This is a genomic window from Proteus genomosp. 6 (assembly GCF_040139785.1).
Classification (GTDB): domain Bacteria; phylum Pseudomonadota; class Gammaproteobacteria; order Enterobacterales; family Enterobacteriaceae; genus Proteus.
The window spans coordinates 200445-217351 of sequence record NZ_JBEEVJ010000001.1 but is presented as its reverse complement, the minus strand read 5'-3'; the positions used below and the strand labels follow the sequence as shown (position 1 = coordinate 217351).

Sequence of the window (16907 nt, the reverse complement as noted above, 5' to 3'; positions counted from 1 at the left end):
TCGATTAACCATAAAGAGCCTCTCGAGGCTCTTTATTAATTTAAAGCTGTTTTTCTAATGTATCGCTTAATATCATCATTCCTGCGCCTCCTAAGAAAAATCCCCCCATTACCCCCACAATTTGGATCGCATTGATTTCAGATAATAGGGTGCTTGTACCAAAACTCTGACAACTTGAAGAAAAAATTGGGAGGGAGAAAACCTCCCCCCAACCAAGCCATTTATTACACATCAAAATAGCTTGAACGACTGTGTTTCCATTACTAATGTTAAGTGAACATAATCGTTCGCCTACAATTATTGTAAAACATAGAACAGTCACACAGATAACCGTAATGCCAAATAAGGTTATTTTCGTCAATTTCATTGACTCCTTTCGGAAAAGGAGACAGAATCAAGTTGTTGATGTTTGAGTCTGTCCTCGGATTTTATGAAAATAGAATTCGGGGCTTTTCTCTTTTTGGCTCTTGCAAAATGCTTGAACCAAAATGATCCAAGCACCCGCCAATATAGTAACAGAAATTTCTCTATTCCCTATACCTTATCCGTAGTAAATAACAAATTTAAATCAATTAAAACAATATGTTACTCAGCATCGTAAAATAATTTCCTCTTGACTCAAGCGACAAAAAAAGACAAAATCAACCCGCTAAAACAAAGAAATTAACTTGTTTTATTTTCTTGACTCCTTACTTGAAAAAAAGATCCGCACCCACCTCTTTGTTTTGCACTCGCCCCAAATAAATTTATTTGGGGCTATCTTTTTTATATCAAATAGAAAAATAAAAAATCCCGAATACAAGTCTCCTCATATTCGGGATCATTATTACAACAATAAGTAAATCTTAAGATTTACTTATCTTTTTATGCATTTCTTGAACTGAGATAACACTTTCTGTAGGGTCCGCTGTTAATGACAGCGTTGTCGCAAATCCGCCATTTAATGTCGTGTCATAATGGACTTTATATCTTAATGCACTACGACGAATAATTTTAGAATCTTCAATGGCTTGGCGACCTGAAGTGGTATTGACAATATAGTCATACTCACCATTTTTAATTCTATCTTCAATATGCGGTCGTCCTTCATGAACTTTATTCACTAAACGTGGATTTATTCCCGCCTCACCTAATACAATGGCTGTACCATGTGTAGCATCTAATTCAAATCCACTTTTTAGTAATTTCGTTGCTAAATCAACAACTCGCTTTTTATCACCAGCACGCACAGAAAGAAGCGCTCTGCCTTTTTTCTTCATGGTAGAACTGCTGCCTAACATCGCTTTAGCAAAGGCTTGAGCAAAGGTTGCACCGACGCCCATCACTTCACCTGTTGAACGCATTTCAGGCCCTAAAATCGGATCAACACCTGCAAACTTATTGAAAGGTAAAACCACCTCTTTTACAGAGTAATAAGGTGGAATAACTTCCTTTGTAACTCCCTGCTCTTCAAGGCTTTGACCAATCATGACACGCGCAGCGACTTTCGCTAATGGCACACCTGTGGCTTTTGAGACAAAAGGAACAGTACGAGCAGCACGAGGATTGACTTCGATAAGATAAACATCGTTACCTTTCACCGCAAATTGTACGTTCATTAGCCCTTTGACTCCAAGCTCAAACGCAAGCTCACGGACTTGTTTACGCATCACATCTTGAATTTCTTGGCTTAGGGTATAAGCAGGCAATGAGCAAGCGGAGTCACCAGAGTGAACACCCGCTTGTTCGATATGCTCCATAATGCCACCAATCACGACTTGTTGACCGTCACAAACCGCATCAACATCGACTTCAATCGCATCATCAAGAAAACGGTCTAACAACACGGGAGCATCGTTTGACACACTAACCGCAGTTTGGAAATAGCGACGTAAATCAACTTCGTCATAAACAATTTCCATTGCGCGTCCACCAAGTACATAAGAAGGACGAACCACCAGCGGATAACCAATCAATTGTGCTTTTTCTACAGCCTCTTCTAACGCTGTTACAGTGGCATTTTCAGGCTGTTTAAGCTCTAATTTATCCACTGCTTTTTGGAAACGTTCACGATCTTCTGCTTTATCGATAGCATCAGGGCTTGTACCAATAACTGGCACGCCTTCAGCTTCTAGCGCTCTGGCTAGTTTTAGCGGAGTTTGTCCGCCGTATTGCACAATCACCCCTTTCGGTTTTTCAATACGCACAATTTCAAGTACATCTTCTAATGTGACGGGTTCAAAATAGAGTCTATCAGAGGTGTCGTAATCCGTTGAAACCGTTTCTGGGTTACAGTTCACCATAATGGTTTCGTAACCGTCTTCACGCAGTGCTAGTGCCGCATGAACACAACAATAATCAAATTCAATTCCTTGACCAATACGGTTTGGCCCTCCACCTAAAATCATCACTTTTGGCTTATCTTGATGAGGGTTCGCCTCACACTCTTCTTCATAAGTCGAGTACATATAAGCGGTATCGGTGGCAAATTCTGCGGCACAAGTATCAACACGTTTATAGACAGGATGGAGTTGATATTGCTCACGTAATTGGCGAATAGCCTGTTCTTTTACATTGAGTACCTTAGCTAAACGCGCATCAGCAAAGCCTTTACGTTTTAACTGGCGTAAAAAATCTGCGGTTAAGCCTTTTAAGCCCACTTTTGCCACTTTTTCTTCAAGACGTACAATTTCTTCAATTTGCACTAAGAACCAGCGGTCAATATTAGTCAGATTAAACACGCCATCGACCGATAACCCTGCGCGGAAAGCATCTGCGATATACCAAATTCGGTCAGAACCCGCTTCTTTTAGTTCACGACGAATTTTCGTTAATGCTTCAGGATCATCTAAGTCAACTTTAGGATCAAAACCTGTTGCGCCAACTTCAAGACCACGTAACGCTTTTTGCATCGACTCTTGCTGTGTTCTACCTATCGCCATGACTTCCCCGACAGATTTCATTTGTGTTGTTAATCTGTCATTGGTTCCCGCAAACTTTTCAAAGTTAAAGCGAGGAATTTTTGTCACAACATAATCAATAGAAGGTTCGAAAGAAGCTGGCGTTCTCCCTCCAGTGATATCATTCATTAGCTCATCAAGGGTATAACCCACGGCTAATTTAGCGGCGATCTTTGCAATTGGGAAACCTGTTGCTTTAGATGCAAGCGCTGATGAACGAGAAACTCGAGGGTTCATTTCGATAACAATCAAGCGCCCGGTTTTAGGATCAACGGCAAACTGAACATTCGAACCGCCAGTTTCAACACCTATCTCACGTAATACTGCCATCGAGGCATTACGCATAATTTGATATTCTTTGTCGGTCAGTGTTTGTGCAGGTGCAACAGTGATGGAATCACCCGTATGAATGCCCATGGCATCAAAGTTTTCAATGGAGCAGACGATAATACAGTTATCATTTTTATCGCGTACCACTTCCATTTCATACTCTTTCCAACCAATTAATGATTCATCAATTAACAGTTCATTAGTGGGTGATAAATCTAAGCCTCGCGTACAGATTTCTTCAAATTCTTCACGATTATAGGCGATCCCGCCCCCAGTCCCGCCCATTGTGAATGAAGGGCGAATAATACAAGGGAAACCGACTTGTTCAGCAACGGCAAAAGCTTCTTCAAGATTATGAGCGATACCAGAACGTGCTGTATCTAAACCAATTTTTTTCATCGCTTTATCAAAGCGTTGTCTATCTTCTGCTTTATCAATTGCATCGGCTGTTGCACCAATCATGGTAACGCCAAATTCAGCCAAAACACCTTGGCGCTCTAACTCTAGCGCACAGTTCAGGGCTGTTTGCCCACCCATTGTCGGTAACACTGCATCAGGACGCTCTTTTTCAATAATTTTTCTCACAACTTGCCAGTGAATAGGCTCGATGTACGTTGCATCGGCCATTTCAGGATCGGTCATAATGGTTGCAGGATTTGAATTTACCAAAACAACTCGATATCCCTCTTCACGTAGGGCTTTACATGCTTGAGCGCCTGAATAGTCAAATTCACACGCTTGTCCGATAACAATAGGCCCAGCACCTAAAATCAGGATTGTTTTGATATCTGTTCTTTTAGCCATTTTCTTTCGCTCCTGATTTATTTTGTTGTCACTGATTGCAGGTTTTGACGATATTGCGCGATAAGCTCGATAAAGTGATCAAAAAGAGGTGCCGCATCATGAGGGCCAGGACTGGCTTCTGGGTGGCCTTGGAAGCTGAATGCAGGTTTATCTGTGCGATGAATACCTTGTAAAGAACCATCAAATAGAGATTTATGTGTCACACGTAAACTGGCAGGCAGAGAGGTTTCATCAACGGCAAATCCATGATTTTGCGCTGTGATCATCACCGTATTTTTATCTAAATCTTTAACAGGATGATTACCACCGTGGTGACCAAATTTCATTTTGATGGTTTTTGCACCGCTAGCTAATGCTAATAGCTGATGTCCTAAACAGATACCAAATACCGGAATATCAGTGGTTAAAAAGGTTTGAATGGCGTTAATGGCATAATCACAGGGCTCTGGATCTCCGGGGCCATTCGAAAGGAAAATACCATCTGGCGAAAGGGCTAAAACATCTTGAGCTGACGTTTGAGCAGGTACAACAGTAACGCGACATCCTCTATCCACCAGCATACGTAAAATATTACGTTTTACACCGAAATCATACGCCACAATATGCAATGGCAACTCAGTCGCTAATTTAGCTTCTGGTAATTCATTCTCTAGCGTCCAACTTCCTTGAGTCCACTGGTAAGGCTGTTTCACTGTCACCGTTTTTGCTAAGTCCATTCCTTTTAAACCAGGAAATGATCTGGCCTTTTCGAGAGCTTGTTGAGCATCAAGATGATTGCCTGCGATAATGCAACCGTTTTGCGCGCCTTTTTCTCTCAGCAAACGCGTTAACTTACGTGTATCAATATCCGCAATCGCAACAATGTTATGACGTTTAAGATAATCAGATAACGTTTCTTCAGCACGATAGTTGCTCATCACTAATGGCAAGTCGCGAATAATTAAGCCTTGAGCATGGATTGTTTCTGATTCTTCGTCTGAACGATTAACGCCGGTATTGCCAATGTGGGGATAAGTGAGAGTAACAATTTGTTGGGAGTAAGAAGGGTCGGTTAATATTTCTTGGTAACCGGTCATTGAAGTATTAAAAACGACTTCACCGATGGCGGCGCCTTCTGCGCCAATCGACTTGCCGTGGAATTCGGTCCCATCTTCTAGAACCAGTATAGCTGATTTAATCAAAACGCCCTCCAGAGAATAATAAATCACATTTCATGCATATTAATTCAGATTTAAGACTCTAAATCAATGCCAAAAACATAAAATTGGGCAAATTTTTGGCAAATTGGGCGCATTCTAAAGATCGAACGAGCAGATGTCTAGAAAAAACACCTTTTTAATTAAAAAAATATCAATCATTAGCAATTTAGTTAACCAAGTGACAATTTATATAATCAATCTTACAAATTTAACCGTTTGCTTACCAAGATAATTTAAAATTAGAGTTTAAATAGGAAAAATAGATGATTTATTCTTTTTAGAGAGAAAAAAACAGAGAAAAAATAGAGATAAGATATAAAAATAAACCTTATAAAATAATTTATAAAACAAACATAAAAAAACTCATAATTATAAAAATAGTTATGAGTTTTCAATAAATTACATTTTTTAAAAACTACAAATCTTCCAATGAAAGAACATCCTTCATATTATAAAGACCCGTTTTTTTGGATTTTAACCAAATGGCAGCCTTAACTGCGCCATTTGCAAATGTCATTCGGCTAGAAGCCTTGTGGCTTATCTCTACACGCTCACCAATATCGGCAAAAATTGCAGTATGTTCTCCCACAATATCACCTGCACGAATAGTGGCAAAACCAATGCTTTGAGGATCTCGCTCTCCAGTATGTCCTACACGTTCATAAACTGCGCACTCTTTAAGATCACGGCCTAACGCATCTGCAATAGATTCTCCCATTGCTAATGCTGTGCCTGATGGTGCATCAACTTTATGACGATGGTGCGCTTCTACAATTTCAATATCACTGTAAGAACCCATCACTTTCGCCGCTTTTTCAAGTAATTTAAGCACCAAGTTAACACCAACACTAAAGTTAGCAGCAAACACTATTGGGATCATTTTGGCGGCATTTTCAATGGCTTTTTTACCTTCATCATCAAAGCCTGTCGTACCAATAATCATGCCTTTTTTCTGTTCTACGCAAAATGCAATATGAGAAAGCGTGCCTTCAGGGCGTGTAAAATCAATTAACACATCAAATTCACTCGCTTGAGACAGCAAGTTATCGGTGATTGTGACACCAATATGCCCAATACCCGCTAATTCTCCAGCATCAGCACCAATCAATGAAGAATTAGTACGCTCAAAAGCAGCACCTAAAACGGTTCCTTCTTGTTGAGAAATTGCCTGAATTAATTGGCGCCCCATACGACCACCCGCACCAACAACGGCAAGACGAAGTTCTTTTGCAGACATAACTCAATTTCTCCTTAACAATACTTATTGTCTCTATTTATTGTTTACAGATTAACGATGTCATCCACTTGATGCCAGCATTTAACGTTCGAGATAAGAAAAACACACAAAACCGTAGTCATTATCAGTAAAAGAGATGAACAGCATGATTATTCATTTAACTTTACTTTATACATAAAAAAAGCAGAGTCATTCACTCTGCTTTTTAAATTCACTATCACATTTAAGTGAGATTATTCGATAACTTTATAATCTAGGCGAAGCTCTTTAGGCACTTCAAAAACAATATTTTCTTCACGCCCTGATAATTCAATCACGTCATCAGCACCAAAGGTTTTTAAACGTTCTAATACTTGTTGAACCAAAATATCTGGTGCTGAAGCCCCTGCTGTAACGCCAACAATATTTGCATTAGCCACCCATGACTCATCAATATCTTCAAAGCTATCGATCAGATAAGAAGGCTTACCTGCACGCTGTGCAAGCTCCGCTAAGCGATTAGAGTTTGATGAGTTCTTAGAGCCAACGACAAATACAACATCCGCTTTTTCAGCAAGCTCTCTTGCGGCTTCTTGGCGATTGGTTGTTGCGTAGCAGATATCATCTTTGCGAGGCCCAATAATTTTGGGGAAGCGTGCATTTAAAGCATCAATCACTTCAGATGTATCATCAACAGAAAGCGTTGTTTGGGTCATAAAGCAAAGATTATCTTCATCTTTGACTTCTAATTTCCACACATCAGCAGGCGACTCAACTAAATACATTCCCCCCTCAGGGTTGTTGTATTGCCCCATAGTGCCTTCAACTTCAGGGTGTCCTGCATGACCTATTAAGATAGCTTCTTTGCCTTTACGGCTCGCTCTTGCCACTTCCATATGCACTTTGGTTACGAGTGGACAAGTTGCATCATAAAGCATTGTTAAATTACGTGAGCGAGCTTCTTGACGAATAGCTTGAGAAACACCATGAGCTGAAAAAATTAAAATCGCGTTATCGGGTACTTCTGAAATTTCTTCAATAAAGATAGCACCTCGTTCACGTAAGTCGTTAACGACATAGCGGTTATGAACGACCTCGTGACGAACATAAATAGGTGCGCCATAGATTTCCAGAGCGCGGTCAACAATGCTGATAGCTCGGTCAACACCCGCACAAAAGCCTCGTGGGTTAGCCAGCAGTATTTGCATGTGTTGTTTCCTCCTCAGGATTGATGCTGACAACTTCAATATCAAATGTCACTTCTTCTGACGCTAACGGATGATTAAAATCAACAGTTACAGAATCTTCAGTGACATCTCTTACAATGCCTGGCATTTCACTGCCATTCATTGCTGTAAATAGCATGATAGTGCCAGCCTCAGGCACACCAGACTCAGCGAAGTCAGAAGGCATAAAGTATTGGATCAAGTCAGGATTGTATTTACCAAAAAGATGTTCACCTGCAAGCGTAAAAGTTTTTTTATCTCCCGTTGATAATCCCAATAATTCAGCTTCTAAGGCTGGCGATAAACTTTCATCACCTAAATGAAAAAGAGCGGGTTTACCATGCGCTTGTGTAGATTCAGCAACAGAGCCATCTGCTAACTTTAAAGTGAAATTCAGCAACACTGCGCTGTCGTTGAGTACCTGCATAACCATACTAATACCTTCTATTAAGCGTAACCCCCGCCATAAGGCAGGGGTTATTTTAGTTAACTTCTTGTCTGATTACTTTTGCTTTTTTGTATCTTGAGGACTGACATTTTTATCAGGGAAAAAGCTCTCAATAATGATAAGCCCTGCACCGATACAAATCCCCATATCAGCAATATTAAAGGTAGGCCAATGCCAATCTCCAATATAAACATCAAGAAAATCGATGACAAACCCGTGGATCAGACGATCAGAGAGATTACCCAATGCTCCGCCAATAATTAGCGCATAAGCAACGTTACTTAGCTTAGCGCTCGCTTTGTTTTTATACATCATTACCAATAAAGTAATGCAGATTGCCAATGCAATCAGTGCAAAAAACCAACGTTGCCATCCTCCTTTATCTGCTAAAAAGCTAAAGGCAGCACCATAGTTATGGGCGTAAGTGAAGTTGAAAAAAGGCATCACGGCAACAGATTCATACAGACGAAATGTCTGCATGAAATACTGTTTCGTTCCTAAATCCAACACCACTACGGCGACGGCTAGCCATAGCCAGCGTAAACCTGTAGAGCAAAGTGTTTTCTTCATTAATTAAGCAAACTTACGTTCTTCACCGTTACCGGCTACGTTAGTAACACAGCGTCCGCATAATTCAGCGTGTTCCGCTACTTGACCGATATCTGTCGCATAATGCCAGCAACGAGGGCATTTTTCGCCGTCTGCTTTGTTAAAGGCGATTTTTAAACCCGCCATATCAGAAGCTAATGCTGTTTCTGGCGCTTCATTAATATCTGCCACTTTCGCTTGAGAAGTTAATAAAACAAAACGCAATTCGTTACCTAACGCATTTAACTTATCTGCTAAAGCTTTATCTGCATACAGAGTTACTGATGCTTCTAAAGAGCCACGCAGTTGTTTATCTGTGCGTGCTTGCTCTAATACTTTGTTGACTTCACCACGAACGGCAAGTAATTCAGCCCAGTAGTCATCATTTAAGGTTTCTGACGCATCTAAGCCAAATAAATCGGTATACCATTCTTCAGTTAAGACATATTTTGCACGTTCGCCTGGTAACTCATTCCAGATCTCATCTGCTGTGAATGACATAACTGGCGCCATCCAACGAACTAATGCTTCACAGATATGGAATAACGCTGTTTGGCAACTACGACGAGCAACGCTATCGCTTTTCGCAGTGTACTGTCTGTCTTTGATGATATCTAAGTAGAAAGAACCCATTTCTACTGAACAGAACTGCATTAGGCGCTGAATAACATTATGGAAATCGTAATTTTCATAGTGTTTTAAGATATCAGCTTGTGCTGCTTTCGCACGACCTACTGCCCAGCGATCTAACGTAACCATCTCTTCTGGCTTAACTTGGTGTTTTGCAGGATCAAAACCGTTTAAGTTCGCTAAGAAGAAACGTGCAGTATTACGAATACGGCGATAAGTATCAGCCGAGCGTTTTAAGATTTCATCAGATACGGCGATTTCACCAGTGTAATCTGTTGATGCAACCCATAAACGTAGGATATCAGCACCCAGCTTATCCATTACATCTTGTGGACTTACTGTGTTACCGATAGATTTAGACATTTTACGGCCTTGTCCATCTACGGTAAAACCGTGTGTTAAAACTTCACGGTAAGGCGCTTTGCCTTTGATTGCAGTCGAGATCATCAGTGAAGACATAAACCAACCACGATGTTGGTCAGAGCCTTCTAAGTACATATCTGCTGAATTGCCGTGGAATTCAGGACGCGCATCAACCACTGTTGAGTGTGTTGATCCTGAATCGAACCAAACATCCAGTGTATCTGGCGTTTTCATGTAATCGTCAGCTTCATCACCCAACACTTCACGGATATCTAAATCCCACCATGCTTGAATACCGCTGACTTCAACACGTTTTGCGACTTCTTCCATCAACTCTAAAGTACGTGGATGTGGCTCTTGAGTCTCTTTGTGAACAAACAGAGACATTGGCGTGCCCCAAGTACGTTGACGAGAGATACACCAGTCAGGGCGGTTTTCAACCATTGATTCAATACGTGCTTGACCCCAATCAGGGATCCATTTAACACCTTTGATCTCTTTTAATGATTGCTGACGTAAACCGTTTTTATCCATGCCAATAAACCATTGTGGTGTAGCACGGAAAATAACTGGCGTTTTATGTCTCCAGCAACATGGGTAACTGTGTTGCATGGCTTCGTGATGTAACAGAGCACCTTTTTCTTTTAACAGCTCAACAATGACATCATTTGCTTTGAAAACAAAAACGCCATCTAATGCTGGATAAGTGCCCGGCAAGTAACAACCATTAGGCCCAACAGGATTTGCCACTTCTAAACCGTATTTTTGACCGACAACAAAGTCATCAGGGCCGTGGCCTGGTGCAGTATGCACAGCACCTGTACCCGCTTCTAAAGTAACGTGATCACCTAAAATTGCAGGTACATCAAAGCCCATAAATGGATGATTAAAGCGCAATAACTCTAAATCAGCACCTTTGCATTCGCCTAAAACAGCCCAGCTTGTTACGCCAATTCGCTTCATTACGCCTTCAACAAGATCAGCGGCTAAAATCACGCATTCATCGTTAAAAGAGACTAATGCGTAATTAAATTCAGCATTTAATGCGATAGCGCGGTTAGCAGGTAATGTCCACGGTGTTGTTGTCCAGATAACCAAAGAAATAGGCTTATCTGTTACTGCATGGAATTTTGCGGCAACTGCGCTTGGCTCAACGGCGGTGAAACGCACATCAATCGACGGTGAAGTTTTATCGTAATATTCAACTTCAGCTTCTGCCAGCGATGAACCACACGCAGTACACCAGTGAACAGGTTTAGCCCCTTTTAACAGGTGACCATTTGCGATGATACGCGCTAACGCACGAATAGTGTTCGCTTCGGTTTTGTAATCCATAGTGAGATAAGGTTTTTCCCAATCTCCTAGAACACCTAAACGAATAAAATCTTTTTTCTGTGCTTCAATTTGCTCGTAAGCATACTTACGGCATTCCTCGCGGAATTGCGCTGCAGATATTTTCTCTCCTGGTTTACCTACGATTTGTTCAACTTTTAGTTCGATAGGTAATCCGTGACAATCCCATCCTGGAATGTACGGAGAATCAAAGCCTGACAGCCCTTTGGATTTAATAATAATATCTTTGAGAATTTTGTTTACTGAGTGACCAATATGAATATTGCCGTTGGCGTATGGAGGGCCATCGTGCAAAATAAATGTTTTCTTACCACTTTTAGCCTGACGAATTGCTTGATACAAACCTTCTTTGTACCAACGTGATAACATCTCTGGCTCGCGCTTTGCTAAATCCCCGCGCATAGGGAACCCTGTTTCTGGTAAGTTCAGGGTATTTTTATAGTCACTCATTCGATTCTCAGTTCCAATTTTCCGCTAGTTTATGACTCCGACCGCTGCGATAAAAAATCCCTAGCAGTAGCCACATCATCTGCGATTTGCTGCTTCAATGCATCCAATGATGCAAATCGCTGTTCATTACGTAATTTCTTTCGTAACACAACATCAATACGACGTCCATATAAATCCATATTAACGTCGATTAAATGCACTTCTAATTGTACGCCCTTCCCTTGTACAGTAGGACGACTTCCGATATTTGCCACACCGGGTAAAGGTGATTGATTATCTGATAAATAGACATCAACGGCATAAACGCCTTTAACTGGTGCAACTAAGCGTTTCATAGGAATATTGGCTGTCGGAAAACCAATGGTTCTACCCAATTCATTACCATGAACAACACGCCCACAAACGCTGTAAGGGTGTCCTAATAGTGATTCAGCAAGAACTAAATCATCATTGAGCAACGCTTCTCGTACCGCAGTGCTACTGATACGCAATCCTTTATCGCAATAACTTTCAGTATTAGCGACTTCAAATCCATATCTAACACCGGCTTGTTGTAAAAAATGGAAATCACCTTCACGATTTTTGCCAAAGCGAAAATCATCACCAATAGCAAGAAACTTCACCCCTAATTTATTCACCAACAGTGATGAAACAAATTCTTCCGGTGTTTGTGCCGCAAATTGTTTATCAAATTTGACACACAAAAGGTAATCAATACCACATTCAGCTAAATACTTAATCTTGTCTCGTAAACGAGTCAGACGTGCTGGTGCCTTTTCTGGTAAAAAGAACTCAAGTGGCTGAGGCTCAAATGTCATCACAACCGTGGGTAATCCTCGCTGCGATGCCTCTTGCTTCAAGTGTTTCAATAATGCCTGATGGCCTCTATGGACACCATCAAAATTCCCAATTGTCAGAACGCAACCGTGGTGTAGCGCTCTAATATTTTGTATACCGCGAATTAGCTCCATAACTGGCTCAATACCGTGGAAATTATTGGATTATACCTTGTCAAAGGCTTGAGAGTAACCCAATATATCAATGTTTATTGATGAGTAATATCTCGACAAGTCGATTCACTGTTATTCTTAAATTTGATTGCTCACATCAAACAAAAAATGGACTATCACTCACTTCTTGGTTATAAAATCGCATAAAATCAAGCATAGATCCTATTAGAATCTATTATTTATTACTCATATACACGATTTTGATGATTTTTTCACTCAAAAGACTGTATTCTACCCGTCTTAACTGATAAAATCTTGCGCCATCACAACGAAACAAGTGTCGCGTACAACGACGCTAATTTTGTATAAATCCATTGACAAACTTAGGTTGAAAAGGCATATTCCTTCACCTTTGTATTTGTCCTCGCTAGAATATATTTGGGAGTTGGAACTTGGCTAATATCAAATCAGCTAAGAAACGTGCGGTTCAGTCTGAAAAGCGTCGTCAGCACAACGCAAGCCGTCGTTCTATGATGCGTACTTACATCAAAAAAGTATACGCAGCAGTTGCTTCAGGTGATAAAGAAGCAGCACAAAAAGCATTTAATGACATGCAACCAATTGTTGACCGTCAGGCAACTAAAGGCTTAATTCACAAGAATAAAGCTGCACGTCATAAAGCTAATCTGCAAGCACAAATCAAAGCAATGTAATATTGCTTTCTTGTGTTATAAAAAACCGGCTTATGCCGGTTTTTTATTTTCTACTTTTTAACCGCAACCACTTTATGGGTTTACAACGCTCTTTTTATCTCCATTAAAGAGTTCTGAAAAATCAGTATTACAAACACGTTGAACCGCTGGATGTTGGATCATTCTCTCTGCAAAAATCGCGTAGTACTCTTCTTTTACCGTATCAAGCTTCCCAATCTCTTCGATATTACTATGAGCAAAAGTTTCGTCGGTATACAGTGAAGGCGCGACAAAGATAGCATTATAATTTAAGCCGAATGCTTTCATTAATGCCGCATCATCAAACTCACCCAATATTTCTACTTGTAGGTTTTTATTACGTATCCACGTTAATAAATGGCGACCTAACATATATCTACGCCCTGGAATGAGGAGCTTTCGCTCTTCTAAACATTCAGGAAACGGCTTTTCAGGAAGCGGATGACTGCAAAAAAAGCTCATATTACATTCGCCAAGTTTTACAGAGAACAGACCTTCTTGTTGTGACGAATCCACGGGGCAATCTGATAAGATCATATCCAGCTTATGCTGACTTAATTGTTCTAGTAATAGTTCATGAGTAGATTCAAAACAACGCAAATGGATTTGCTCATTATCAATGACAGCCGTTTCTAATACGCGACTGACTAATTGTTTTGATAACGCATCAGCAACACCGACATCAAACAGTAAATTCGACTCACGACTGTAGTTGACGATATCCAGCATTTCTTGGCTGAGCATAAACATTTTATCGGCATAACGAAAAATGAGCTGACCCAATTCTGAAGGAACTAATCCTCTTCCTTGGCGTTTAAATAACTTGCCACCCAATCTTTCTTCTAATGCTTTAATTTGCCCTGTAATTGTCTGAGGTGTCAGATACAGCGCTTGCGCTGCACCCACAACAGAGCCTTCTTTACACACATGCCAAAAATAATAAAGATGGTTAAAATTGAGATGTGACACCCGCATAGTTATCTTCCTTTCAACTTCTGTGCTTCATACACAGACTATGTAATAACGCATTAGTTTGCGATTGGCTTTCCTTGCACCCAATCCTCATAAAAACACCTACGGCACAATACACTGTATTGCACCGTAGGTTTAAATATATAGCTCGGTATTTATTGTGTTGAGAAACTCAAATCCGTAATAAATTTCCCTATATTGACTTTGTCTTTAACTTCGGTAAAACAGAATGAAGTAACAAATATCCCACAACAGCGGCTACTGTTGAACCGACTAAAATACCAAGTTTAGCGTAGGTATTATAAGCTTCATCCGCGCCATCAAATGCTAACCCTGCGATAAAGATAGACATAGTAAAACCGATACCACATAGCACAGATACTGCAAATATTTGCTTAAGATTAATCGCATCTGGTAATTTTGCAATGCCTAGTTTTACCGAAACCCAACTAAAGAGGAAAATTCCAATCGGCTTACCTAAAAATAGACCTAACGCGATACCTAACGGTAAGGCAGATAACATGCCATCAAGCGTTACGCCATTTAAAGAAACCCCTGCGTTACTAAATGCAAACAGCGGTAAAATAAAATAGGCAACCCAAGGGTGTAGCACATGCTCTAATTCTTCAGAAGGAGAATCACCTTCTTTATTTCTTAATGGGATAAGGAATCCAACAATCACACCTGCAATCGTTGCATGAATACCTGATTTTAAAATACACACCCACAAGATGAACCCTAGAATTAAATAAGCAGCCGTATTACCCACTTTACGCCAGTTCATTATGCCCAGAGCAATCACGATTAAACCTGCCAAAGCGAGAGGCATTAATGCAATACTCTTTGAATAAAAGAGCGCAATAATGACTATCACACCTAAGTCATCAATGATAGCTAACGCTAACAAAAAGACTTTTAACTCGACAGGAACACGCTTACCCAGTAACGCCATAACCCCCAGTGCAAAAGCAATATCAGTTGCCGCTGGAATTGCCCAACCTTGCTGTCCAATTGCGTCCGCATGATTAAACATCAAATAAATCAATGCGGGTGCTAACATACCACCTACTGCGGCTATCGCAGGGAAAATGGCTCTATCACGCTGAGCCAAAGAGCCTTCTTTTAATTCACGTTTAACTTCCAATCCGACTACTAAGAAAAAGATCGCCATTAAGGCATCATTTACCCAAAGTAATAATGGTTTATCAAGTTCGAATGCACCGAATTTGATCATAATTGGAATAGATAAAAACTCATTATACAAAGCACTTAGAGGTGTATTCGCCATAATCAATGCGATAATAGCAGCAATAATCAGAAGAATACCGCCTGATGCCTCTAATCTCAAAAATTGTCTAATAATTGCCGTCATAATATTAACCTCAAAATTACTAATTTTGTTAATAATATGCTAATTATGAATTCGTAAAAAACAGATTATTTATGGATAATAAATCGATATTTCCGAAATAAAGAGAAAATATCAAGAAAAACAAAGCAAATAATCGTCGTCACTCAACAAAATATCGAAAAAAATAGAATAAAAGTAGATTTATAAAAGTTATTTTTATCATATTGATTTAATAATACTTTATTTAAAAAACAACAAAAATAAGCATCTAATTTAATAATTAACACCAATCAACAAAATAGATCAAAAGTATCAATTTTTCTCATCTACATAAATAATGCTAATGTTATTCTTCATATTAAAATATACCCCGCAATTATAAATAAAAAGAAAATGTTGCATGTTTCACTATTTAACCATTGTGTTATTGTCCTATAGATAGTGAATACTCTCGTTACATTAAGGTTTCTATCAATATGTCGATTACTGTTTTTATTGCCGTTTTATTTGCTGCTATCTTTCATGCATGTTGGAATGCATTAGTTAAAGTAGGTAGTGATCGATTTTTAGGGATCTCGTTACTGACTTTTTTTTCGGGTGCTGTAACTCTACCTGCCCTGTTTTGGGTTGGGCTCCCTGATGTCGGTGCTTGGAAATGGCTTATTCTTTCTGTTTTATTTCATATTGGTTACACACTCTCTTTAAGTCGCTGTTATACCCTAGCTGACTTTAATCAGGTCTACCCTATCTCTCGTGGCAGTGCGCCATTAATGACTGCTTTTCTTGGTTTTTTTCTCTTCCATGAAACACTACCTATTGCTGGGCTCATTGGCATTTTATTTATCATTTTGGGTATTATCCTTATCTCACGTAGTAGAAAAATAGCAGAGTTTAATTTACGTAAAGATGCACTCTTTTTTGCGCTACTTACCGCATTATTTACCGCAAGTTATACCCTATCTGATGGTAATGGCTCTCGTGTAGGTGAAACACCGTTTGCTTATATTTTATGGCTCTTCTTTTTAAATGGCATCGCAATGTATTTACTTGCTTGGCTTCGTTATCGCCAACATTTAAAAACCAAGATAAAGGATTATTGGAAGCCAGCTTTCTTTGGTGGCGTGATGCAATTGGTAAGTTATGGCATAGTGATATGGGCGATGAGTCATGCCTCTATTGTGCTTGTCGCTGCACTAAGGGAAACCAGCGTGTTATTTGCCATGATCTTATCTGTTTATCTGTTAAAAGAGCAATTTAACCGTAAACAGCTATTGGCGTGTTTAGTGATTTTAGCCGGTATTGTTGCTATCAAGATGGGATAGAACAAAACATAATTCAAATAAAAAAGCCTGATGAC

General features: G+C 39.8%; 13 protein-coding genes. 2 read left to right on the top strand and 11 right to left on the bottom strand.

Features of this window, described 5'->3' with window-relative positions; translation table 11 throughout:
* Positions 1-40 precede the first annotated feature (40 nt).
* The 9 genes from ABN212_RS18825 to ribF all read right to left on the bottom strand — a co-directional run bounded on the left by ABN212_RS18825 (position 41) and on the right by ribF (position 12517).
* Positions 41-367, bottom strand: a complete 327-nt coding sequence (locus ABN212_RS18825; RefSeq protein WP_409281765.1) for a Hok/Gef family protein — start codon at positions 365-367, stop codon at positions 41-43.
* Positions 368-845: 478 nt separating this feature from the next.
* Positions 846-4073, bottom strand: a complete 3228-nt coding sequence (gene carB, locus ABN212_RS00955) for a carbamoyl-phosphate synthase large subunit (protein ID WP_198625966.1) — start codon at positions 4071-4073, stop codon at positions 846-848.
* Positions 4074-4090: 17 nt separating this feature from the next.
* Positions 4091-5254 carry a glutamine-hydrolyzing carbamoyl-phosphate synthase small subunit gene (gene carA, locus ABN212_RS00950; RefSeq protein WP_198619315.1) on the bottom strand — a complete coding sequence of 388 codons (1164 nt, stop codon included), beginning with the start codon at positions 5252-5254 and terminating at the stop codon, positions 4091-4093.
* Between the two features lie 433 nt (positions 5255-5687).
* Positions 5688-6509 (bottom strand): 4-hydroxy-tetrahydrodipicolinate reductase, encoded by an 822-nt coding sequence (gene dapB, locus ABN212_RS00945; protein WP_349442729.1) that lies wholly within the window; start codon positions 6507-6509, stop codon positions 5688-5690.
* A gap of 233 nt (positions 6510-6742) precedes the next feature.
* Positions 6743-7696, bottom strand: a complete 954-nt coding sequence (ispH, locus tag ABN212_RS00940; protein ID WP_109371829.1) for a 4-hydroxy-3-methylbut-2-enyl diphosphate reductase — start codon at positions 7694-7696, stop codon at positions 6743-6745.
* The gene (fkpB, locus tag ABN212_RS00935; RefSeq protein ID WP_349442727.1) at positions 7677-8147 is read right to left on the bottom strand and encodes an FKBP-type peptidyl-prolyl cis-trans isomerase; all 471 of its coding nucleotides are present in this window, start codon (positions 8145-8147) and stop codon (positions 7677-7679) included. The genes ispH and fkpB overlap by 20 nt, the downstream gene beginning before the upstream one ends.
* Before the next feature lie 69 nt (positions 8148-8216).
* Positions 8217-8732: a signal peptidase II gene (lspA, locus tag ABN212_RS00930; RefSeq protein WP_109371833.1), complete on the bottom strand. Its 516-nt coding sequence runs from the start codon at positions 8730-8732 to the stop codon at positions 8217-8219.
* A 3-nt stretch (positions 8733-8735) separates the two neighbouring features.
* On the bottom strand, positions 8736-11546 hold the full coding sequence (gene ileS, locus ABN212_RS00925) for an isoleucine--tRNA ligase (protein ID WP_198632075.1): 2811 nt from the start codon (positions 11544-11546) through the stop codon (positions 8736-8738).
* 29 nt (positions 11547-11575) lie between these two features.
* Positions 11576-12517, bottom strand: coding sequence for a bifunctional riboflavin kinase/FAD synthetase (gene ribF / locus ABN212_RS00920; RefSeq protein WP_151434253.1), 942 nt, complete (start codon positions 12515-12517; stop codon positions 11576-11578).
* Positions 12518-12948: 431 nt separating this feature from the next.
* On the opposite strand from ribF, the gene rpsT reads away from it, so the two are divergent.
* On the top strand, positions 12949-13209 hold the full coding sequence (rpsT, locus tag ABN212_RS00915; RefSeq protein ID WP_004248964.1) for a 30S ribosomal protein S20: 261 nt from the start codon (positions 12949-12951) through the stop codon (positions 13207-13209).
* A gap of 72 nt (positions 13210-13281) precedes the next feature.
* On the opposite strand, the gene nhaR is transcribed toward rpsT, so the two are convergent.
* Positions 13282-14202: a transcriptional activator NhaR gene (gene nhaR, locus ABN212_RS00910; RefSeq protein ID WP_196532344.1), complete on the bottom strand. Its 921-nt coding sequence runs from the start codon at positions 14200-14202 to the stop codon at positions 13282-13284.
* Positions 14203-14392: 190 nt separating this feature from the next.
* On the bottom strand, positions 14393-15571 hold the full coding sequence (nhaA, locus tag ABN212_RS00905; RefSeq protein WP_196532345.1) for a Na+/H+ antiporter NhaA: 1179 nt from the start codon (positions 15569-15571) through the stop codon (positions 14393-14395).
* A gap of 455 nt (positions 15572-16026) precedes the next feature.
* On the opposite strand from nhaA, the gene ABN212_RS00900 reads away from it, so the two are divergent.
* Positions 16027-16872: a DMT family transporter gene (locus ABN212_RS00900; protein WP_196532346.1), complete on the top strand. Its 846-nt coding sequence runs from the start codon at positions 16027-16029 to the stop codon at positions 16870-16872.
* Positions 16873-16907 lie beyond the last annotated feature (35 nt).